Below are 20401 nucleotides of genomic sequence, written 5' to 3'. Positions count from 1 at the left end.
GTGCCGCGGAGGGTTGGAGATCATCTGCTGGGTTGGTCGCCGATCTGGACGAGGCGGGCCCAGGCTGGCGGGGCCTCGGGCACGTACTCGCTGTTCTCGGACCAGGTTCCGGGCCGGTCGAAGAGGCCGATCACGGTCCGGCTGGGCGGGCGGCGCGGCCAGGGTGTCTGGCCGTCGGTGAGCGCGACGATGACGTCTGGCCGGTGCCGGAGTGCCGCGGCGAAGCCGGCTCGCAGGTCCGTCCCGCCGCCGCCCACGAGCGGGAGATCCTCTCCGCGGCACAGCGTCGTGACCGGGCCGGCCGCGGCGTCGCAGGGCACGACCAGGACGCTGTCGCGCCGGCCGCCGACGGCTCGGCCGATCGCGGCGATCTCGAGGAGCGCGCTGCCCAGTTCGGTGTCGCTCACGGAGCCGGAGGTGTCCACGACGACGGCCACCCGGGGCGGCACGCGGCGCAGGCTCGGCGCGATGACTCCTGGCAGCGCGGCGGCGCGCCGGGAGGGACGGGTGTAGGTGTAGTCGTCGCCGGCGCCCGCGCCGGAGATGGCTGCCCGTAGCGCCGCGCCGAGGAGGGCCCGCCAGGGCTGGGCCGGGTGTGTGACCCGTTCGGCCCAGCGCCGCCACCCCGCCGGCATGGTCCCTGGCGCGCCGATGATGCCGCGGGCGACTCGATGGCGGACGAGGTCGCGTTCCTGTTCGCTCAGGCCGTGTGCGCCGTCCGGGCCGAGCTCCCAGGGGCGGTCGAGCCCGTCTGCTCCGGAGCCGCAGTCCAGCCAGGCGAGGGTCCGGCTGTAGGTGGTCAGCCGGAAGCCGGCGAGGTACTCCTCCATCAGCTTGCCCGGCGGGCGTTGCAGCCATTCCGGGTCGACGCAGTCCAGGGGCCGGGCGAGGCCGTCGCCGTAGATGTCGTCGTTGATCTCGCAGTCGGCGGCGATGTTCATCCGCAGCCGCTCGGCCGGGCTGTCCCCGCCGTGTTCGGCGATGTAACGGTCGCTGCGGCCGTGGTGGTCGCGCAGCAGGTGGGAGATCTCGTGCACCCAGACACCGGCGAGCTGGTCCACCGGCGTCTCGGTGACGAACCGCGGGGAGACGTAGCAGCGCCAGTGCCGGTCGACGCCCATTGTCGGGACCCGCCAGGACGGCACGGGGCAGAGCGCGAAGAGTGCTGTGGCGAGGTAGGGCCGTACCTGGGCCGCGTGCAGCCTGGCGGCGAAGAGCTTCTCGCCGTCGATGGCCGCGGCGGGGTCCGGGACGGGGCGCGGGGCGTTCATCGGCGTCCCCGGGTGGGGGAGTCGGTGAGGGAGTCGGCGCGCCGGCGCAGCGCGACGACCCCGTTGAAGCGGTCGATCGCCTCGGGAAGGTCCCAGTCGGGCTGGCGCAGCGCGGCGAGGGTCGAGGCGGGGACGACGAGAAGGTCCGGGGCGCCGGTGTCCAGGGCGTGGGCGAGCACTGCCCAGGCGGCGTCCCAGCGGCTTCTGTCGGGTCGGCGCCGGACCGCGTCGACGACGGCGTCGAGCACGGCCTGCCGCAGGTCGCCACGGTCGGGCAGATCAGCGGCGGTCGGGTCGGCGAGCAGTGTCTCCGGGTCGGGAAGGTCGAGCCGGTCGAGACTGGCGAGCAGCTCCAGCCCGGGACCGTCACCGACGGTGCCACGGACCAGTAGCGAGAGCACGTCTCGGGAGGCGCCGGCAGCGGTGGCGAAGGCGACGAGGCGCAGCGTCATCTCCCAGCTGCGTGGCGACGGCCAGGCCCCGCCGCGCCGGGTCTCACCGTCCGGGAGCTTGTGGACGAGCTTCGGGCGGGCGGTCAGCAGGCCGCAAACGGCGCGACGGGCGTAGGCCACCGCGCCGCGGAGCCGGTCCGGGTCGAGCCGCGGGAGGACCGCGCGTGGCCAGGTGCCGCCGAGGCCGCGGACGACGACACCGGCGTCGTGGACCCAGGGCAGGTGGACGAACCGGTTGCCGAGCGGCGCGCTGAGATCCCAGCCGTCGGCCGCGGACGCCTTCGGGTTGGCGGCGGCGATGATCCGCACCCCTGGGGGCAGCCTCAGCGCGCCGACCCTGCGCTCCAGCACGAGGCGCAGCAGCGCGGCCTGTACGGCCGGCGGGGCGGTCGAGAGCTCGTCGAGGAACAGCAGGCCGCGGCCCTCCCGGACGAGCCGCACCGCCCAGTCCGGCGGTGCCAGCGGCACTCCATGGACGGCGGGGTCCTCGCCTACGACCGGCAGCCCGGAGAAGTCCGACGGCTCGTGCACGCTGGCGATCACCGTGGTCAGCGGCAGGTCGAGGGCCTCGGCAAGCTGGGTGATCGCCGAGGTCTTGCCGATCCCCGGCTCACCCCAGAGCAGGACCGGAAGATCCGCGGCGACGGCGAGCATCAGCGCCTCGAGCTGGGGGTCGGGGCGCGGTTCGGTGGATGTTTCGGACAGGAACGCGATCAGCTCGTCGGCCACCGCGAGCGGGTCGGGGGTGCGTGGCTGCGCGCTGTCGTGGACGGCATCGAAGGACAGCGTGGTCAGCGGAATCAGGGGTTCGTTGCCGTCGGGCTTGTTCTCGTCGGGCAGGGTGGCGGTCATGGGCATGCGTCATCACCTGGCGGGTGTGCGGGCGCGGCTGTCGGCCGCGCGAAGCTTGTAAGGGGTCGCGGGCAGTGGCCCGCCGTGCGGTGACCTGTGGTCAGCGGGAAGGTCGGGCGTGTGCCCGGCGGGCCCGGCGCGCCCGGCGGTCGGGGCGGTTGGGACGCCCGTGTGCGCTCGATGGCCAGGATCTGCCGGTGACCCTCCAGGTCGCTGGGCGGGGGAGGGAAGTGTGCGGCGCCGCGCCGAACAGTTCGGCGCCGTCCGGAGCAGCCTCCGGCGGATCACCCGGAACGCCGCCGGCAGGGATTGTCAGACGAAGTGCCTGGTCGAGCACCCGTACGCACGGCAGCGGCGCGCCGGTCAGCTCGGCGAGGAGCCGTTCACGGCGGAGTTCCGCCGGGCCATGGTCGAGCGCGACCGGCAAACCGTCCAGCAGGATGACCAGGTGCGGGGTGCCTCGGCAGTCCACATGCCAGACAGTCCCCGAGGCTGGACCGAGGTGCTCCTCGGCGCCCTCGGGGGCATTCGCGATCTCGACGGGGGGCGACGAAGCGGAACGGTCACGCGCAGGCCGCGGCAGATCGGACGGGAAGGCGTCGGTCACCGGTGAGTGCATCAGCACTCACCTTCGGTGAACCAGGCCCCCAATCCGTGCTTGGAGGTAGTCATCGCGGCGTAGCGTACCGCCAGCCCTGCGGCGGCGGTCAAGACCCCGCCCGCGGCCGGGTCCGCTCGGGTCGGAGACCCGTGAGCGCTACTCCAGATCACGCAACGAAAACGCCTGGGTGTCATTGATGCCCTTGCGGGCAGCCTCCGCCTGTTGCGCCCGCACCTCAGCTTTGCTTCGCGGCCGATACCTCGGCTCTCTGCCGCATCCACATGTCTGGAATCCCTCGTAGCGCAGGCCGGACCCGAGCACGGCCGCGACCGCCGCCCATCCCTCGTCATCTGTTCTGCGAGGCGCCGCGAAGTCATGACCCGCAAACACCATCGGCGCACGGCACCGCGTGCAGAGGTGCTCCGCACTGTCCCACCGGGACTTGTGAGACTGCCGGCAGCGCACACAGACGTAATGAACCTTGTAGGGCTGCTGTGCGTACCGGCACACCGCGCGATCGTATCAGTCAAGATTCCAGAAGTCGCTCATAATTTCGCTGCGGCGCCGCTGGCTCGCGGACCACGACATTTTCGAAGAGCCCACCTGGTCAGGCTCCGAGGGAAATTCAATCGACCGTCCGCCTGCCCCATGGCAGGCTGCACCCATGGCGATCTTCCACGCAGCGGATCTCCATTTCGGTCACCGCGGGGCTGCCGAGCGTCGCTGCCGGCAGTGGAAAAACATCGACGAACACGACGCCCCGAAGCGACGATCGCTCTGCTACTGAACGGAACACTGACGATGGTCCGCTCTGACGCCCGTCCGAACGTCGACTACGGCCCTGGGGAGGTCGCCCGCGAAAACGAGATCCTCCGCGGCCTGGTCGGCTCCACACTTCACGGCACCGCGCTGGACGGCCAGGACGACCGGGACGAGATGGGGATCTCGATCGAACCCCCGGCGTACGCCCTCGGCCTGCACGCCGTGGATGTGCACAACGGGTCGACCGACGACTCGTTCACCCGCTACGTGTTCCGCACCCAGCCGGAAGGCGCCCGCTCGGGCCCCGGCGACACCGATCTGGTGATCTACAGCCTGCGACGGTGGCTGAGCCTCGCCGTCTCCGGGAACCCGTCGGTGCTCCTGCTGTTCTGGGTGCCCGACGACGCCCTGATCGTCCGCACCGAGGAGGGGGACCGGCTGCGCGCGCTCGCCCCCGCGGTGGTGTCGCAGCAGGCCGGCGAGCGGTTTCTCCGCTACCTGAGGAACCAGGCCGAACGCATGGACGGCCTGGGCCGGCGCAACCGGGTTCCGAACCGTCCGGAGCTCGTCGCCGCCCACGGCTATGACACGAAATACGCCGCGCAGGCCCTCCGCCTGGGCCTGCAGGGGTTCGAGCTGATGACCACCGGCCGGCTGTCCCTGCCTATGCGGGACGAGGACCGTGAGCAGGTGATGGCCATCCGCCGCGGCGACGTAGACAAGGCCACCGCCCGCGAAATGATCGACATGGTGGCGCGAGACCTCGCCGACCTGCTCGACAGCCCGGATCTCCCCGCGTCGTCCCCGCTTCCGCTGCGGCCGGACCTCGACGCGGTCAACGACTACCTCGCCCAGGCACACCGCCGGGCCTGGGGATGGGCCGCCTGAGCACGCTTCTGGGTGGGCTGGACGACCGGTCATCGACGGCGGGTGAGGGGTTGGGTGTCGGCATCGAGGTGACCGCCGCCGGCCGGGTCGGCTGTATCCGCGTCGGTCGGCGGTGGGGATTCCGGGCTTGGCGGTAGCGGGCGTCGTGATGCGGCCAGGGCGGCGATGGCGGTGGTGAGGGGGACCGAGGCGACCAGGGCGACGGTGCCGGCGGCGGTTCGCACGATCTCGGCCCCGACGAGATCGGTGCCGGCCAGGTCCGTGCTGCTGCGGTCGGCGAGGGTGAACAGGAGCAGGGTCGGCAGGGCGGCACCGGCGTAGGCGAGCACCAGGGTGTAGACGCTGGAGGCGATGTGGTCGCGTCCGACCCGCATCCCGGAGCGGTACAGGTGCCGCAGCGAGGCGTGCGGGGCCGCCTCGGAAACCTCCCAGACCGCGGCGGCCTGCGTGATCGTCATGTCGTTGATCAGGCCGAGTGAGCCGATGATGACACTGGCGAGCACGAGGCCTGGCAGGCTCAGCTGCCCGGCGAACGCCTTGAGCATCACGTCCTCGTCGGAGCCGAGCCCGGTGATGTGGGCGAACCTGATCGCCAGTGCACCGAAGGCGCCGGCCAGGGCCATGCTGGCCAGGGTTCCCAGCAGTGCGGCGGTCGTGCGGGCCGAGACACCGTGGGCGAGGTAGAGCAGGACGATGACCAGGGCGGCGCCGGTGGTCAGGGCGACCGCGACGGGAGGATGCCCGTCGAGCAGGGACGGCAACGTGAACTCGACGATCACGAGATAGCTGAGGACGAGGCCGGCGAGTGCCGCCAGCCCGCGCCAACGGGCGACCGCGACGACCACGGCGGCGGCGAGGAACGCGATCCAGCCGATGGGGGCGGAGCGCTGGAAGTCCGCGACATAGTAGGTCGCCTGGCCCGCGATGTTCGTCGTGGCGGCGAGACGGACCTCGTCCCCGGCCTTCAGGACCGGGCCGGTGGGGTCGACGAGGGTGTCGAGATGGACCCGGGCGTCGGCTTCCGGCGCATCGTCCAGGACGGCGTCGATCTGGTCGCAGGTCCCCTGCGGCGTCCCGGTGCCGGCCAGGTCGGGGCAGGGCCCCCGGCCGGCGCGTTCGATGGTGGCGTCGACGAGCTGGCCGGCACCGCCGACCAGACCACGCAGATCCTCCGGCGTCTCGTGGGCGCCGCCAGACGGCCAGAGCATCACCACACCGGCACCTGTGAGGATCAGGAACAGCGTGACCGCCACCGCCATGACGATCGTGGCTGGCCGCGACGTCTCACCGGTTCCGGCTCCGCCGCCTCCGCCGTGGTGATGCCCATGTCCCATAGGCCCGAGTGTGGCCCTTTAGTCCGGCCGCCCCGCCGTCCGACCATCTGAAGGGCGGTGGCGGTGGCCAGGCTGTTCCGCGTAAAGATCGTCTGGTCAACGGGTTGGTCGACTGAGGTGAAGGGCCTCCTCTCCGTTCCTCATGCGTGCCACGCGGCCACTCGGGACGAATCCAACGCGACGATAGAGGCGCTGGGCTGCACGGTTGGTGGTTCCGGTCCACAGCTGAAGGCGGCGGTATCCGCTACCGCGAGCATGGTCCACGAGGGCTCGGAGGAGACTTTCACCCATTCGCTGCCCCCAGAAGCCGGGATCAACGAAGACCATCGAGATGTGACACAGTTCTTCCAGCTCGGGACCTTGCCCGTCGTCTTCCCGGCCCGTCTCGGCCAGAAGCATGCCGAGAATTTCTGTTCCATCCTCGGCGACGAACAGCAGGGCGTCTGGGGCGGCGAGCTTCGCGTGAACCCTGGCGACGCGGGCGACATCAGGTGGGCGGCCACGAGCGGTATTCGCCCGCTGCCACACCTCCAGGGCGGCGGGAAGATCTTCGCCGCGTGCGTGGCGGACGGTGATCGGCGCCCGGCTCGGAATGCCCATGGCACCATGATTGCGGGTCGGGCCTTCTTGCCCGGCGTCCGCTCGGCTGGTGCCACAATGGATCGGTGGGGAAACGGCAGCCGCGGAACCGGGTACTCGGTGACCGGCTGTGGGATGACGCGGGGCGGGAGTGGCGTCGCGAGCGATGGGCCGAGGCTGACGAGGTGGAGCGCCGACTCGTCGACGCGCGCACCGTACTTTTACACGGGTTCCACCGCCCGTTGCGGTGGCTTACTCCGGTCGACGCGTCCGAGCGCTGGGAGCGGATGCGGCACCATTTCGACGTTCCGGGGCGATACGGCGCGCGGGGCGACGCCGACGGCCTGACCTACGCGGCCGCGGTGTGGCGCCGTGGCGATGAGCAGCTCCTGGGCTTCGAGTCGTTCTGCTGAGGAGCCGATGCGCACAGGCGCAGGCCCTCGTCAACGCGGCGGCGGGCCGTACACGGATCACGACCCAGCCGGCCGGCCAGCCGTTCCATCCGCTCGTGCAGGAACTTCTGGGCGGCCTGGTCGTGCAGCGCGAACGCGGCGAGCACCGCGAGCCGCAGGTCGCCGGGCAGCCGCTCACACTGTCCGATCAGAGCACGGACCAGTTTCTCCCGCAGCTGCCCCGGGGAATCATGGTCTGCGATGCCACAGAACAGCCGGAGCCTGGGCCCGGTCCGAGCCGGGAGGTCGTCCGAGCGCGCCCCGCGCCCTCGGCGCAGCTCCCGCAGCTTCTCCACCATCGCCAGGGTCTCGCTACCCGTGGGACTCTCCCACTGATGCCTGCCAACGACAGCCTGTGCGGAGACCGGCCCCGGTGAGCGTCACCCCCGGTCTCCCCGGCACACAGCTGATTCTGCTCTACCGGCGGGCGGGGGGCCTGAACACCGAGATCGACCCACGCGAGAACGCCCTGCGGGTCGACTCGCGATGGCTGCTACACCCCGGCATGGTTTTCGGCTTTGGTCGGGCTCCTGCCGGCGTCGACCTCGCGGCCACGCTGCTGACCCCGGAGGGCTCCCTCGAGCCGTCCATGCCCCGGCTGGCGGGACGGATCAGTCAGGCAGGCGGCGGGTGGGCGGTTACCAACTGCTCGACCACCGCCACGAAGCTCCTGCTGACAGCACCCGGGCTGCATCGGGAGATCACCCCGTTCAGCCCGCCGGAGCTGCTTCCCCGCTCCCGTCAGTGGCTGACGCTGCGTTCCCCCGACGGGGATGTGGAACATCGTTTCCAGCTGATCGTGCAGTTGGTCGCGCCATGCCGGACACCGATCTCCCCGGGGGTGCGTTCTGAGCCGTCGGGGCCCGGCGACGATGCGGCCTCCCCTGTCACGGCAGTCGCTCCAGCCGTCGGCGTGATCGCCGGTACCGCCGCCACGACGACCGCCGCGGCACCTGATCCGGACTGGTCGGCGGGCGATGTCCGTACCCTCGCCGCCTACTGCTACCCCGAGCTGCGGGGCCTGCCGCCGCGGCCGCGGGATCGCACCCACCAGACCCTGCGCCTGCTGGACCGGCCGTCCGACCGGACGAACGAGAAGTGGCTCGAACGCCAGCTCGTCCGTCTGCGGCGGGACGCGGGGCAGCGGATCGGGGTGGACCTGCATGGCGAGCATCACACACCGGTATTCGTCAACTACGTGGTGGAGCATCGGATGCTGTTGGGTTCGGCGCTGAGCTCCCTGGAGGACCGCTTCATGGCCGCCCGAGGTGCTGTCGAGCGGCCGGAGTAGGTCCGGGGGCAGCCCCCGCATCGCGGTCATTTTCCGAGGAAACGATTCCTCCGGCTGCTTTCCTTTGGAATATGGAAACCGAATAGATTTGTACCTGCCGGTTGTCCGGCCGAAGGGCATGCGGACGGCATCGGGCGAAAGGGGCAGTATCGCCGAAGGTGAGGCCGTCGGTGCGGCGTAGCCGCTGTTGGGGTCGCGCCGCACCGTCCGCTGGTATCTCCGTGCTTTCCCTGGGTGGGCTCAGCCCACGCGGGTTCCGGTGAACGACATCCCGGGCATGATGCCGGGCTTCGCCTTGCCCGTCATCGTGTCGCCGCTGACGGTGGCCGTCGACTTGAGGGTGAGCTTCATCGGGGAGGTGACCGCGACCGACCAGGAGATCTTGTCACCGTCGACCCGGCCGTCGGTGATCTCGAGTGTCGTGCCGTCCTGAACCATGGAGCCCGTGAATCCGGAGCCGGTGCTCGTGATCGTGAGCTCACCCTTCTGCTCGCCGATCGGTGATGAAAGAATGATTTCCCAGCGTCCGTCGATGCTCATGTGCGCCCGCTCCTTCGCCGTTGGAACAGCTGACAGCGCTTTATATCGCCTTCGGTTGGGCGCGCGCCCAAATCGGCACCTGAATAGCCGGGAATCGGGTGGCCGGCCGGCCGGTTGGTACTCGGATAATCCCTCCGCGGCTCCGCGGCTCCGCGGCTCCGCGGCTCCGCGGCTCCGCGGCTCCGCGGCTCCGCGGCTCCGCGGCGACGTGCTCGGGACGACGTCGCCGCGGAGCCACCGCGGTCAGTCCTTGCCGAGCTGGGGCTCCGCGGCGCGTCTGTTCGCCGCGCCATCGAGAAGGTCGGCCACCGTCCGCCGCGGTGCGTCGGAGGCGGCGGGAGCGTTCTCGGCCCCGAACCGGCGCAGCAGCTCGCCGCGGACCGCCGCCGGGTTGCCGGTGACGACGCGCTGCAGCAGCTGGTCCTTCTCTGCCGCGGGCAGTCCTGTGATCCAGATTTCCAGGCGTTCGGAACCACCCGGTGCCAGGTTGTCGAGGGGCTGGCTCGCCTCGGCGGCGACCGCGAGCAGGTCTTCGTCCAGACGCAGGAAGGTCGCCAGCTCACGCTGCGGGGCGGTGAGACTGCCCACCCCGGCGGGGACGGGTGGTTCGACCTCGTCCTCCGCATCGTCGTCGAAGGCGTTCTCGTCGCGCTCCCAGGATCCGTACGCCGCCAGCCAGGCCAGGTACAGCGCCCGGTGGTCGCCGGCGGCGAGCTCGTCGCGAAGGCCGGCGAACGGGGCCAGCGACCATTCCGCCGCGGACTCCTCGCTGTCGGCTTCATCCTCGCTCGACAGCTCGAGGATCAGGTGTTCGTCCGTCGTCCAGGCGCCGACCTGGCCGTCAACGAAGTAGGGCTCCACCGCGTCGAAGGGCAGCAGCTTGGTCGGCAGCCTGAGCAGCAGCCGCCGTGAACCCCAGTCTGCGTAGTACAGATGGGCGTCGTAGTAGGCCTCGACCAGCTCGTCGGGCTGGCCGCTGAAGTCGCCGCCGTCGTACTCGTCGACGAAGCTGGTGGCCGTGATCTGTGCCCGCTTCGACAGTGCGCGCACCTCGTCCTGCGCGTCGGTGTCGAGCGGCTCGTCGACGGCGAGGAACTCGTAGTACTGATACTCGCTCAACGCGCACCTCGCTGGCCGGTGGTTGGTGGTCGTGGTGGTGTGGTGGACGTGATGTGAACGGGGTTACCGATCCCTGCGCCCGCCTATGGGACGTCTACCACGTCGACGGCCGCGGCTTGGCAGCGGGAGTCGCTGTGGTCGTCGGCGGCCGACCGTGATCACCCTGGCGGGGGATGGGCGGCGATATCCTTGTGGGCCATGGACTCTTCCGCTGCGGAGCGTCACTGGGTTGGCTGGCATCGTCGCTACGACCTGCCGGGCTCGTCGTTGAGCCGGCGGCTGGCCCTCGTCCAACGGCGGCTGCGGGAGGCACTGGACGAACAGCCCGCCGGAGAGATCCGAATGCTGAGCATGTGCGCCGGGCAGGGGCGCGACATCCTCGGTGCGCTGCCGGATCACGCCCGGCGCGGGGATGTGCGGGCCAGGCTCGTCGAGCTCGACCCCGATCTCGCCGCCGACGCCGAGCGCGCGGCCCGTGCCGCCGGGCTGGGCGGGGTGGAGGTCGTGCACGGCGACGCGTCGGTCACCGCCGTGTACGAGCCGGTCGCGCCGGTGCACATCGCCCTGGTCTGCGGGGTTTTCGGCAACATCGCCGACGCCGATGTGCGGCACACCGTCGAACAGCTGCCGCGGCTGTGCCGGCCCGCTGCGACCGTGATCTGGACCCGGCACCGCCGCTCACCCGATCTCACGCCCACCATCCGCTCCTGGTTCGCCGGCGCCGGTTTCGCGGAGACGGGATTCGACGGCGAGGACGGATTCCTCCTGGGGGTGGGCACCCACCGGCTGGTGGGGCAGCCGCTGCCCTACCAGCCGGATGTCCGGCTGTTCGACTTCGTCGGCGACGGCGAGGACGCCCACCGGTAGCCGACCGCACGGGGGCAGCAGCTCGGCCGGCAGGCAACTGCCAGATCGTCGATCGCCGAGCCCCGGGTCCAGCGGACCACCGCCGTCTCCGCCGCGACCAGTCCAGCCGGCCGCACAGTGACTCTGCTGAACGGGTAACCATCTGACTGAGTGCCGATCGCCCGAGCGCCTTGTGTGATTCATCTGAGTCGTTGACATTCAGGGCATGGATCCCGTGATCGACATCGTGCTTGAGGCTGGTCTGCGCTACACGGAGACGATCGAGCCGGGTGCGGGCGGCCGGCCGGTGCGGTTCTGTCGGCTCCTGGCCGACGGGGAAACGCCTGTCGGTGAGCTGGAGGTGCATTCGTTCCGGTGGCGGTTCGGTGCCGTGGCCGTCGACGCCGAGGGCGTCGGCGGGGTGGAGGTCCAGCCGCCCTTCCGGCGGCGTGGGCACATGGGCCGGCTTCTCCGTCAGGCGTTGGCAGGGATGTCACGGCGGGTGGACGTCGCCATGGTTTCGGACGGCATCCGGGGTGTGTACGAGAAGTTCGGCTTCACCACCTGCGTGGCCGAGGGATCTCTGGAGATCCGCGTTCGCGATGTGGAACGCGCCGCGGATGCGGCCGTGGCGGCGGCTGCGGCTGACACGGCCGTGAGGCCTGGCGGTGTGCGCGTCCGACTCGGCTCGGCGGACGACCTGCCGGCGATGGTGGGCCTCTACAACGCCGCGCACGCCCACCGCCCGTGGACCCATGAACGTCGCGCGGACTGGAACCGGCTGGTACCCCGGACGACCTGGCGGCCGGGATCGGAGATCCGCGTGGCCGAGGCCGCGGGGGAGCCCGTGGGATACGCGATCCTGGCGGGCCGGTCGTTCGGCGACGGCTATTTCGGGCTGACTGTGGAGGAGATGGCGGCCCGCGATGCGGAGGCCGCCCGGTGCCTGCTCGCCGACGTCGCCCGCTCCGCCTGGGAGCTGCGGGTCAGCGACTTCCGGGTGCGGGAGCCGTTGGACGGGGTCGTCGGGCGGCTCGCGCGACAGCTCGGCTGCGCGTACCACCAGGAGTTCCCGCCGACCGGCGGGATGATGGCGGCGATCCTGAACCGAGCCGAGCTGCTGGCCACGCTCGAACCGGAACTTCGGCGGCGAGACGGCGGGGCGGCCACCGGCACCGCGATGGACGAGCTGGTGGGCGGCGAGCTCATCCCCGACAACCGGCTGCTGGTGCGCCTGCTCCTCGGATACTCCTGCGCGGCCGAGACGACCATCCCGCAGCGCCACCGGCGAACCTGCGCGGCGTGGTTTCCGGGCGGTGCCACACCGGAGCTGCCGATGCCCTATGCGCACGTTCTGGACCGGTACTGACCACAGGCGTGGCTTACGAGGCCAGCCGCTCGCGTGCGTCGCGATCCGAGCCAGCCGGATCGGACGTGGCGGCCGGCTGGTTGATCTCGGCCCACACCTCGTCGAGGGAGAGGCACAGGACGTCGGCGATCGCCGCGACGGCGGAAGGAAGGAGTGGCTACCCGACCGGACTCGATCTTTCGAAGGGCCCCCGGCGAGATGGTTCTGCGCCTTCCGTTGGTCACCTGCGATGTTCGGGTCGAACACGGGGGCGTTGCCCGATGCCCCCGTCGAGGTCTTCACCTGATGCCTCGCGGATGTGACGGATCCGGGGGCTACCCAAGCCGGTGGAGATCGATGGACAGGCGTGGAAACGGGCAGGCAGGCGCGCAGGCCCGGGCCGACGCGGCGGACATCCATGGGCGACAGTAGACAGGCGGCCCGCTGCGCTTAATCCGCGGGTTCGGGGTTCGGTCCCTCGCGGCGCCCCGAAAGTCCTGGTCAAGGTCTCTTTCGTAAGATCAAATCCATGGCTCCCGCCGCGTTCGCCGGGCGCATCACTGCCATGGGCGGCGACTTCCCGGGACGTCGACATCGGCCGGCACGGCTTTATTTAAGAACAGGTCGAGTCCAGTTGTGTTCCGAGCTACGATCTGCGCAGTTGGACTTGCTACACTTGAAATTCGCCCCGGCAAGGATGGGTGACGATGGGGGAGGCGGGTATTTGTACTGCGCGACAGGAAATAGCAATTCTCTCGACATCGACTTTCCTGTGCGAGGAGTGGTTTCCTCTATATTCATGTGCGCGCGACTCGGGAGTGCACTCTGCAAAATGTCGGGAAAATAGGTCAGGTGTGGGGCGCGAAATCGTAGGCCTTGAAATCGATGTAGAAACTTCGATGACGAGTATGTTCAACTTTCGGGAATTATCGTGATGGAGCTCCGAAAACTCTCTGATTCAGGTTTCTGGCGAGGACTTGGTGGAGCCGATGGTACTTTAGCTCTCTCCATAGTGATGCCGAGTGGACGCGCGACAGCATCGGATACTCCGCACCTCGCGCTCTCTTCTGATGGGCTCTATCTTCCCGAGATTGCAATAGAGGTAGACCGGCTTGCGAGAAGCGCGGGAGCTTCTTCCTTTTCAGTAAGAAGCATGCTGGACATCGACTACTATGAGAATCTCCGGCAGGGTCCGCCACCCGAAGATAACCTTGTAGTGGTGGGCTCTGCGGCAGTCAATTTGATTTCCGAAATGCTGCTGGAAAAGTGTGAATCCTGGGATCGTTGGCGGGCCGGCTTCCCTAGGCCGTACGGATATCCCGGGATGATTGTTGCTGCCGACGGAAGGCGGTTCTCTTTCACTGGTAGTCCAAATGTCGGCATACTCGCAATGTATGAGAATCCATGGAGCGCATCACCTAGGGTGGCACTACTTTGCGCCGGGTCTTTCGCGATTGGCACTGCTGCCAGCCTGCGCCTGGCTCTCGAGTATCTCAGAGGAGATCGCAGGGAAGATAATGAGACAAACCCGAGCATACCACTAAAGATAATTGATGCTCGTGCGCGAGATTATCGCCACTTAGAGTTGAAGTCGGTGCATGATTGCTCGCCTCAGATGGATGTCCGCAATATCCTGTCCATCAGGGTGCTGGAGTAGGGTATGGATCTCATTGGCTTCATTGTGGGTATGGTTGGATTTGCAATAGGGTTGCTGCAGTACCTAAATAGCTTCAAGAATCAGCGCACCCTTAGAAATTGGGGCAAGACGCTTATTCGGCGTAATCAGGATTCCAGCACCTATTTCTCGACGCTCGCAGACCGAGTAGAGCATGCAGATCGCGAGCAGTGGCGGATGATGCAGGCCGAAATAGCCTCTGCTTTGCGTCGCACCTCAAACGACTCCGAACGTGCAGCCCAGGAGATTGAAGCCTACATCACTACTGTCGCCGGAACTGGAAGGGGCACATAGTAATCCGAGGGGCGAGTCGCCGGCGGGGGTTCACGTCGCACCCGACCGAATCCTTCCCGATAGGCATCTGGAGCTTCGTCGAGTATCTGTGGGCGCGCCGCAATTTCTTGACTGTCCTAACATTGAATGACGGCTATCTCTGGACCGCTCAGATGTTGCCCGTGTTCACGGGTCTGCATCGCTCTTCAGGCTGATGCAGCCGGAAGGACGTGTACCCATCGCGGTACCCGCGCCGGCGGACCGCGGTGGACGTCCGTAGACGGAACGCCCGGTTTTCTTAATGCATGGGTCGCCGACTTTTGATGTCTTAGCGATGGTCTGATATTAGCCAGGTTGATATTTCAAGGCCATCGATTATGGGTGGATGCTGGCGGACGGCCGTGGACGGAATGTGCGAGACCAGGAGATAGGGCGGCGTATGGGTGTTGTCGGAGAATCTGGGGTTACTTGCAGATTGACTGCCATCGACTATTTCTTTGGAGGTCGTGGTGAGCCTACTGTCGTCTATTTTGCTGACTGCCCTCGGCGGTATCCTGACGGTGCTCGGAGTATACATTGGTGCGCGATACCAAGCTAAGGAAGCGGCGCATGCGCGCCGCGAGACGGAGCGAAGGGAAGACCGGTTCAGGCTTCACGCCGAGCGGCGAGAAGCGTATGTCGCTTTCTATCGAGCTGTTGGAGGGTGTCGAAGAGCCTTCGCCCTTATGACGCAACCCGACTGGGACCGATCATCTGCTGGCGAAGCCAGGAGCAACCTATGGGCATCCTGGATAGTGTTACGTCTTATCGGGAAAGAGCGAGTCCTCGAATCTGCGGGTAATTTCCTGAGCTACGTCGACGGTATGCTTGACGGTTCAACCGAATTTAGTAATGGGGAATGGCGTGATCTCGTCAATGACTATGTGGAAAATGCTCGCGATGACCTGCTTATGGGTAATACGCTCTAGATGGCGGCAACAATCGATGGGTGGTGCCGTCCGCGTGCGTACAGGAGGGCACCTGGTCGCATGCGCGTCGCTCCCGAGCCGGGGCAGGTTGAGGTCCAAAATGCTTGCTCTAGCCATCGTGGAGTCCGAGTCGGCGACCTTGTACCCGCCGCTGTACCCGAAGCAGTGGAAACCGGTGACACGGGCCCCGCTGAGGTCCAGGTCGTGCCGACTTGGTGGACATTGGTGGAGATCCGTGGACGGAGCGCTGCTTCTCTTAGTCTTCCCGGCCTATCCGTGGGCTCCGTCGTTGGTCCCGGCCCTCACTTGTTCGGCCTTGCGCGAGGTGTTTCAGCGTAGTTCGGCCGGCACACCGTCCAGACTCAGAACAGCGGCCGGAGCCTCTCCGGAACGGGAGATCCCCACTCGCCGGTCGCTCCGTTGCACTCCCACCGCGCCAGCAGGACGCCCGGTCGACCCTCGGCCGCCCGACGCTCGTCCTCCGACACGAGTGTGGTGACGTCACCGGCCTTGACGCCCCCGAAACCAGCCGAGCGCGCCGCACGAGCCACGTCGGACCACGATGACGACGCCATGACGAAGCGTGTCGTGCAGTCCGTCCAGGCGAAGACCTTGGCCACCACGATTCGAGCTTCGCATAGGTCCCGAAGGCCAGCCATGGAGATATGAGGACGCGGCGCGCGAGGAAATCGCGGTTCCGACGTCGGAGACGATCATGGTCGGGTGTCTGGGCGGGGCGGAGGAGCGGCTGAGCCCGCCGGTTCGGATCGCGAACCCGATCTACCGGGAGGCGATCGCCCACTGTGGGCGGCCTGGGTGATCTTTAGAGCTCCCGGAGTGCTTTCTCGGGGCGATCTCCCAGTCCAGACGTCCGTCGACTACCTGAGGCCGCCAGATGCCGAGGTCGGTGCCGGTCTCCACCGCGTCGGCGATGTCGGTCAGCATCGCGGCCAGCGACGGCCATCTGCCGAGCCTGGCACCGTCGTCCTTCGAGCCGTCCATCCATTCGGAGGTGCCGTTACGCATGCTCGGGAGTGCGACGAGGCCTGGTGAGAAGCGAACACCCGGTACACGTTCCGCCTCGACGATCAGTGAGCCTTTTCAAAGTCGATTTTCCTAAAGGCCCTCACTGGAGAGGACGAGGACGGCCTGGGCGAAGATGCCGACGCGGCGTGGGCAGCCGCGGAAACGGTCGAATATGTGCCAGTTCTTGAGGACCGCGAATCCTCGTTCGCCTTGCGAGCGGGTGGTGGCGTGGGTCCAGTTGGTCTCTTTGTCGCGGTCGGGGAGTTCCCTGTTCTTGGGTTTCTTGACCGGGACGAGGAGGCGGTCACCCTCGCCGCCGACGTAGCCCTTGTCCGCGTAGAGGTAGAGCCCCGAGCGGTCGATCAGATGGAGGACGTCGTGCATCCGGGCCGCGGTGAGGTCGTGGACGGAGCCGGGAAGTCCTTCGGAGATCCAGAGCAGCCGACCGTAGGGGTCGGTGAGGCCCTGCAGGTTGATGCCGTGGTACTTGTGCTTGCCCGAGTAGTACAGCTTGTTGTGCGCACGGACACGGTTGGTACGCACGACGGTGCCGTCGAGGATGAGGAAGTTGCTCTGGGTCCACGCGAAGGTCCAGACCGCGGCGAGCAGGGTCCGGCCGTGGGTGGCGAGCAGGCCGACGGCCTCGCGGATGTAGTTGTGGACGGTGCCGACGCTGACCTGGAAGCCCTCGGCGAGGTGCTCGTAGCGTTCACCCTTGCGGAGGTGGGCGAGCACCAGGAGTGCCTGCTCGCGTGGGGGCAGCTTGCGCCAGGTCCGGCGCTGGGCGCGGTCCTCGGCCAGCAGTCCCGTGAGGAAGGTCAGGGTCGACTCGGGCAGGTCGACGACACCGGGGTAGGTTAGCAACGGAAGTCCTCGGTCAAGGGCACAGTGGAGTAGGAACCCTGTGATCTACCGGGGACTTCTCTATTTACGGCATCCCTCCGCCCGCCGCCCGACCAACTATTGCCGTCGCCAGATGATGGAACGGCCCGAGCCGGTTCCCGTTCAATTCGTCAATTGGTGACCCTTAACCGCCGGGAGAATCAGACAAACCAAGATTGAAAAGGCTCAGTGAGTTCTCGGCCGGCGGATTCAGGCGGCCGTAGCTGGCTGGGGCGTGGTCGGCAAGCCAATGCTCAATCCGCGACCAGGCATCCAGCACGCGCGATGGGGTTCTCCATGCGCGCAATCTTCGCAGAACGGGCAAGCCTGCCACCCGGCCCGGTCGCAGGCCATTCGACCACCGCCCGGCCTGTGCTGCACGCTCAGGAGGCCAGCCGCTCGCGTGCGTCGCGATCCGATCCGGCCGGATCGGACGTGGCGGCCGGCTGGTTGATCTCGGCCCACACCTCGTCGAGGGAGAGGCACAGGACGTCGGCGATCGCCGCGATGGTCGGGAAGGACGGGGTGGCCACCCGGCCGGACTCGATCTTTCGGAGTGTCTCCGGTGAGACGCCTGCCGCCAGGGCGATGGTGAGCATCGAGCGCTCACCGCGGGCTCGCCGGAGGAGGGCACCGAGGCGCTGACCGCGCTCGACCTCGGCGGCAGTGAGCGGCAACCTGACCACGGGACCGATTGTAATACCGGTATAGTATGGCCGGGATAATTATTGGGGATGTGTGGGAGGGGTGCCGCGCGTGATCGAGATCCTGGACCCCGCCAGACTGGCCCGGGCGAAGGAGGCAGGCGCCCTGGTCGCCGACATCCTTCAGACGCTGAAGAGCCGGACCGTGGTGGGTACGAGCCTCCTGGACATCGACCGCTGGACGAAGGCCATGATCGTCGAGGCTGGCGCGGAGTCCTGCTACGTCGACTACGCGCCGTCGTTCGGGCGTGGGCCGTTCGGCCACTACATCTGCACGGGCGTCAACGACGCCGTGCTCCACGGGCTGCCCCACGACTACCGGCTCGCCGACGGCGATCTGCTCTCGCTCGACCTCGCCGTCTCGAAGAACGGCGTCGCCGCGGACTCCGCCATCAGCTTCATCGTGGGCGAGTCAAAGCCCGCGGAGAGCGTCGCGCTCATCGACGCGACCGAACGCGCGCTGCACGCGGGGATCGCCGCCGCCGGCCCCGGGGCGCGCATCGGCGACATCGCCCATGCCATCGGCTCCGTCCTCAGTGCGGCCGGGTATCTGATCAACACCGAGTTCGGCGGTCATGGCATCGGCTCGACGATGCACCAGGACCCGCATGTCCCGAACACCGGGCGGCCCGGCCGTGGCTACAAGCTGCGCCCCGGCCTGATGCTGGCCCTGGAGCCCTGGATCATGGCGGACACCGCCGAGCTCGTCATCGATGCCGACGGCTGGACGCTGCGCAGCGCGACCGGCTGCCGGACGGCACACAGCGAGCACACGATCGCCATCACCGACGACGGAGCCGACATCCTCACCCTGCCAAGGCTCACCGTGCCGGGGCACACGCGGCCGTGAGCCCCGCCGGGACGTCCCGGCGGACGTCCCGGCGAAGCCGCGCCGGAACAGGTGTTCAGATCGTTGTGACCATGCCGCCGTCGATGACCACGTCGGTTCCGGTGATGTTGCCGGCGGTCCCGGACGCGAGGAACAGGACGAGCTCGGCGACCTCCTCAGGGTGGGTGAACCGCTCGGTCGGCGTTCCGGCGACCGCGGCGGCCCGCACGGCGGCGGGATCGATCGCCTGCGCTCGCCCCACCGTCTCGGCGACGCCGCCGGGGCCGAGCCACAGCGCGGTTTCGACCGGCCCGGGGCTGACCGTGTTGACCCGGACCCCACGCGGGCCGAACTCCTTCGACAGGGATTTGCAGAAGCTTCGCAGTGCCGCCTTGGCCGCGCTGTAGTCGACGACGTCGGGATCGGGCAGCGAGGCGTTGACCGAACAGACCGTGACGACGGTGGACGGAGCGGACCGGAGCAGGTGCGGGAGGGCCGCGCGGGTCGCGCGCACAGCCGAGAACAGGTTCATCTCGATCGCCCACTGCCAGTCCTCGTCGGTGACGCCGAGGAATCCTTCGGTGCGGGGATGGACTCCGCCGACGTTGTTGACGAGCACGTCGACCCCGCCGAAGCGGGCCACGGCCGCGTCGACCAGGGCCTGGCATCCGGTCGCGGTGGTCAGGTCGCCCAGAACGACCATCACGTCGCCCTGGTCGGCGAGGGCCGCCAGTTCGGGGGAGCCCGCCCGCGCTCCCGCCGCGACCTGCGCTCCCTCCCGGACCAGGCCCTGCACCACCGCGAGCCCGACTCCCCGGCTGGCTCCCGTGACGATGACGGCCTTGCCGGCCAGCCCGAGATTCACAGCGACTGCCGCCGCAGCCAGGCCAGGCATTCCTCGGCGACCTCACGCCAGCCGGAATCGATGGTCAGCGAATGCGACCGGTCGGCGAACTCCAGGATGTCGGTGACGGCCGAGGAGTGGCGGTACTGCTTGAGGGTCGCGCGGGTGACCGTCTCCGGGACGGTGTTGTCCTTGCCACCCGCGATCAGCAGCAGCGGGCCGCGGTTCTCGTTGCCCGTCGCGACCTGAGCCGGCGAATGCGGGCTGAAGTTGGCGGCCGCCGCCTCGAACAGCGGCCGCCCCGGCGCCGGGATCGCCCAGTGCTCGAAGAGATCCTCGGATTCCTCCGCGGACACGGCGCTGGCGAACGCGAACCGGAACTGCTCCGCGGTCAGGGAGACCGTGCGGTTCCGGTTGGCCGGATTCTTGAACACCGGCAGCGTCGCCTTCAACGAGGACAGCGGCACCGGCAGGACGCCCTTGATCTGCGCCGCGTCGATCGCGATGGCGGCCAGCGCCCGATCCTGCCCGAGCAGCTTCTGCGCGATCATCCCGCCGAACGAGTGCCCGATCAGGATGGGCGGCGACGGCAGCTTGTCGATGACGGCGGCGAAGTGCTCGGTGGCGTCGTCGATGCCGTGGCCGGCGATCGGCTCCGGATTGGCTCGGGTCGCCTCGACCGTCTCGCCGTCGCCGGGCCAGCCCGGGGCCTGCGGGTCGTACCCGGCGTCCCGGAACAGATGCAGCCAGGGCTCCCAGGAGCTCGCGTGCAGCCACAGGCCGTGGATGAACAGCACCGGCGTCGCCATCGTTCACTCCCTCATCGCGTGCTCGGCGGCCGACGCCGAGCCGTCGGTGTGAACCT

The 20401-nt window shown here is 68.5% G+C and carries 23 protein-coding genes and 1 pseudogene; 9 read left to right on the top strand and 15 right to left on the bottom strand.

Features of this window, described 5'->3' with window-relative positions; all coding sequences use genetic code 11:
- Window positions 1–20: 20 nt before the first annotated feature.
- The 3 genes from ACG83_RS02010 to ACG83_RS43795 form a co-directional block, all read right to left on the bottom strand.
- Entirely contained in the window at window positions 21–1271 is a 1251-nt protein-coding gene (locus tag ACG83_RS02010) for a VWA-like domain-containing protein (RefSeq protein ID WP_054564437.1), read from the bottom strand.
- Window positions 1268–2575 carry a MoxR family ATPase gene (locus ACG83_RS02005; protein ID WP_152991270.1) on the bottom strand — a complete coding sequence of 436 codons (1308 nt, stop codon included), beginning with the start codon at window positions 2573–2575 and terminating at the stop codon, window positions 1268–1270. The genes ACG83_RS02010 and ACG83_RS02005 overlap by 4 nt, the downstream gene beginning before the upstream one ends.
- Before the next feature lie 100 nt (window positions 2576–2675).
- Window positions 2676–3194 carry a hypothetical protein gene (locus tag ACG83_RS43795; RefSeq protein WP_152991232.1) on the bottom strand — a complete coding sequence of 173 codons (519 nt, stop codon included), beginning with the start codon at window positions 3192–3194 and terminating at the stop codon, window positions 2676–2678.
- A gap of 783 nt (window positions 3195–3977) precedes the next feature.
- Here ACG83_RS43795 and ACG83_RS01995 point away from each other — a divergent pair.
- Window positions 3978–4826, top strand: a complete 849-nt coding sequence (locus ACG83_RS01995) for a DNA polymerase beta superfamily protein (RefSeq protein WP_054564435.1) — start codon at window positions 3978–3980, stop codon at window positions 4824–4826.
- A 29-nt stretch (window positions 4827–4855) separates the two neighbouring features.
- On the opposite strand, the gene ACG83_RS01990 is transcribed toward ACG83_RS01995, so the two are convergent.
- Both ACG83_RS01990 and ACG83_RS41870 read right to left on the bottom strand, forming a co-directional pair.
- On the bottom strand, window positions 4856–6085 hold the full coding sequence (locus ACG83_RS01990; protein ID WP_054565350.1) for a YibE/F family protein: 1230 nt from the start codon (window positions 6083–6085) through the stop codon (window positions 4856–4858).
- A gap of 171 nt (window positions 6086–6256) precedes the next feature.
- Window positions 6257–6760: a GNAT family N-acetyltransferase gene (locus tag ACG83_RS41870; RefSeq protein WP_235497522.1), complete on the bottom strand. Its 504-nt coding sequence runs from the start codon at window positions 6758–6760 to the stop codon at window positions 6257–6259.
- A 65-nt stretch (window positions 6761–6825) separates the two neighbouring features.
- On the opposite strand from ACG83_RS41870, the gene ACG83_RS43790 reads away from it, so the two are divergent.
- Window positions 6826–7152, top strand: a complete 327-nt coding sequence (locus ACG83_RS43790; protein ID WP_152991231.1) for a hypothetical protein — start codon at window positions 6826–6828, stop codon at window positions 7150–7152.
- On the opposite strand, the gene ACG83_RS01980 is transcribed toward ACG83_RS43790, so the two are convergent.
- Complete coding sequence (locus tag ACG83_RS01980; protein ID WP_054564433.1) at window positions 7089–7490, bottom strand: hypothetical protein; 402 nt, start codon at window positions 7488–7490, stop codon at window positions 7089–7091. The two genes, ACG83_RS43790 and ACG83_RS01980, sit on opposite strands and share 64 nt — an antisense overlap.
- A 74-nt stretch (window positions 7491–7564) precedes the next feature.
- Between ACG83_RS01980 and ACG83_RS01975 the strand changes: the two genes are divergently transcribed.
- On the top strand, window positions 7565–8482 hold the full coding sequence (locus ACG83_RS01975) for a hypothetical protein (RefSeq protein WP_054564432.1): 918 nt from the start codon (window positions 7565–7567) through the stop codon (window positions 8480–8482).
- A 240-nt stretch (window positions 8483–8722) separates the two neighbouring features.
- On the opposite strand, the gene ACG83_RS01970 is transcribed toward ACG83_RS01975, so the two are convergent.
- On the bottom strand, window positions 8723–9022 hold the full coding sequence (locus ACG83_RS01970; RefSeq protein ID WP_054564431.1) for a hypothetical protein: 300 nt from the start codon (window positions 9020–9022) through the stop codon (window positions 8723–8725).
- A gap of 243 nt (window positions 9023–9265) precedes the next feature.
- Window positions 9266–10141 carry a hypothetical protein gene (locus tag ACG83_RS01965; RefSeq protein WP_054564430.1) on the bottom strand — a complete coding sequence of 292 codons (876 nt, stop codon included), beginning with the start codon at window positions 10139–10141 and terminating at the stop codon, window positions 9266–9268.
- 198 nt (window positions 10142–10339) lie between these two features.
- Here ACG83_RS01965 and ACG83_RS01960 point away from each other — a divergent pair, with 198 nt between their 5' ends.
- The gene (locus ACG83_RS01960) at window positions 10340–11008 is read left to right on the top strand and encodes a class I SAM-dependent methyltransferase family protein (RefSeq protein WP_054564429.1); all 669 of its coding nucleotides are present in this window, start codon (window positions 10340–10342) and stop codon (window positions 11006–11008) included.
- 205 nt (window positions 11009–11213) lie between these two features.
- The gene (locus ACG83_RS01955; protein ID WP_054564428.1) at window positions 11214–12356 is read left to right on the top strand and encodes a GNAT family N-acetyltransferase; all 1143 of its coding nucleotides are present in this window, start codon (window positions 11214–11216) and stop codon (window positions 12354–12356) included.
- A 13-nt stretch (window positions 12357–12369) separates the two neighbouring features.
- Here the strand turns inward: ACG83_RS01955 and ACG83_RS47860 are convergent.
- A pseudogene (locus ACG83_RS47860) lies at window positions 12370–12556 on the bottom strand (XRE family transcriptional regulator); the annotation flags it as partial.
- Window positions 12557–13266: 710 nt separating this feature from the next.
- On the opposite strand from ACG83_RS47860, the gene ACG83_RS43785 reads away from it, so the two are divergent.
- The 3 genes from ACG83_RS43785 (at window position 13267) to ACG83_RS43775 (ending at window position 15251) form a co-directional block, all read left to right on the top strand.
- Window positions 13267–13992 (top strand): hypothetical protein, encoded by a 726-nt coding sequence (locus ACG83_RS43785; RefSeq protein WP_152991230.1) that lies wholly within the window; start codon window positions 13267–13269, stop codon window positions 13990–13992.
- Between the two features lie 3 nt (window positions 13993–13995).
- A complete protein-coding gene (locus ACG83_RS43780; protein WP_152991229.1) occupies window positions 13996–14304 on the top strand; it encodes a hypothetical protein in 309 nt (102 codons plus the stop codon).
- Window positions 14305–14792: 488 nt separating this feature from the next.
- Window positions 14793–15251: a hypothetical protein gene (locus ACG83_RS43775; protein WP_152991228.1), complete on the top strand. Its 459-nt coding sequence runs from the start codon at window positions 14793–14795 to the stop codon at window positions 15249–15251.
- Window positions 15252–15613: 362 nt separating this feature from the next.
- On the opposite strand, the gene ACG83_RS01950 is transcribed toward ACG83_RS43775, so the two are convergent.
- From ACG83_RS01950 to ACG83_RS01935, 4 genes are all read right to left on the bottom strand, one after another.
- The gene (locus ACG83_RS01950; protein ID WP_152991227.1) at window positions 15614–15874 is read right to left on the bottom strand and encodes a hypothetical protein; all 261 of its coding nucleotides are present in this window, start codon (window positions 15872–15874) and stop codon (window positions 15614–15616) included.
- A 157-nt stretch (window positions 15875–16031) separates the two neighbouring features.
- Window positions 16032–16277: a hypothetical protein gene (locus tag ACG83_RS01945; RefSeq protein ID WP_152991226.1), complete on the bottom strand. Its 246-nt coding sequence runs from the start codon at window positions 16275–16277 to the stop codon at window positions 16032–16034.
- 90 nt (window positions 16278–16367) lie between these two features.
- The gene (locus ACG83_RS01940; RefSeq protein ID WP_054564425.1) at window positions 16368–17141 is read right to left on the bottom strand and encodes an IS5/IS1182 family transposase; all 774 of its coding nucleotides are present in this window, start codon (window positions 17139–17141) and stop codon (window positions 16368–16370) included.
- Between the two features lie 401 nt (window positions 17142–17542).
- The gene (locus ACG83_RS01935; RefSeq protein WP_054564424.1) at window positions 17543–17845 is read right to left on the bottom strand and encodes a helix-turn-helix transcriptional regulator; all 303 of its coding nucleotides are present in this window, start codon (window positions 17843–17845) and stop codon (window positions 17543–17545) included.
- Window positions 17846–17915: 70 nt separating this feature from the next.
- Here ACG83_RS01935 and map point away from each other — a divergent pair, with 70 nt between their 5' ends.
- Window positions 17916–18713, top strand: coding sequence for a type I methionyl aminopeptidase (gene map, locus ACG83_RS01930; RefSeq protein WP_054565349.1), 798 nt, complete (start codon window positions 17916–17918; stop codon window positions 18711–18713).
- Window positions 18714–18768: 55 nt separating this feature from the next.
- On the opposite strand, the gene ACG83_RS01925 is transcribed toward map, so the two are convergent.
- Entirely contained in the window at window positions 18769–19557 is a 789-nt protein-coding gene (locus ACG83_RS01925; protein WP_054564423.1) for an SDR family NAD(P)-dependent oxidoreductase, read from the bottom strand.
- Complete coding sequence (locus ACG83_RS01920; protein ID WP_054564422.1) at window positions 19554–20345, bottom strand: alpha/beta hydrolase; 792 nt, start codon at window positions 20343–20345, stop codon at window positions 19554–19556. Before ACG83_RS01920 ends, ACG83_RS01925 begins: the two co-directional genes overlap by 4 nt.
- Between the last annotated feature and the right edge of the window lie 56 nt (window positions 20346–20401).

Source organism: Frankia sp. R43 (genome assembly GCF_001306465.1).
Taxonomy (GTDB): domain Bacteria; phylum Actinomycetota; class Actinomycetes; order Frankiales; family Frankiaceae; genus Parafrankia; species Parafrankia irregularis.
This window is presented reverse-complemented; position numbering and strand designations above follow the sequence as displayed.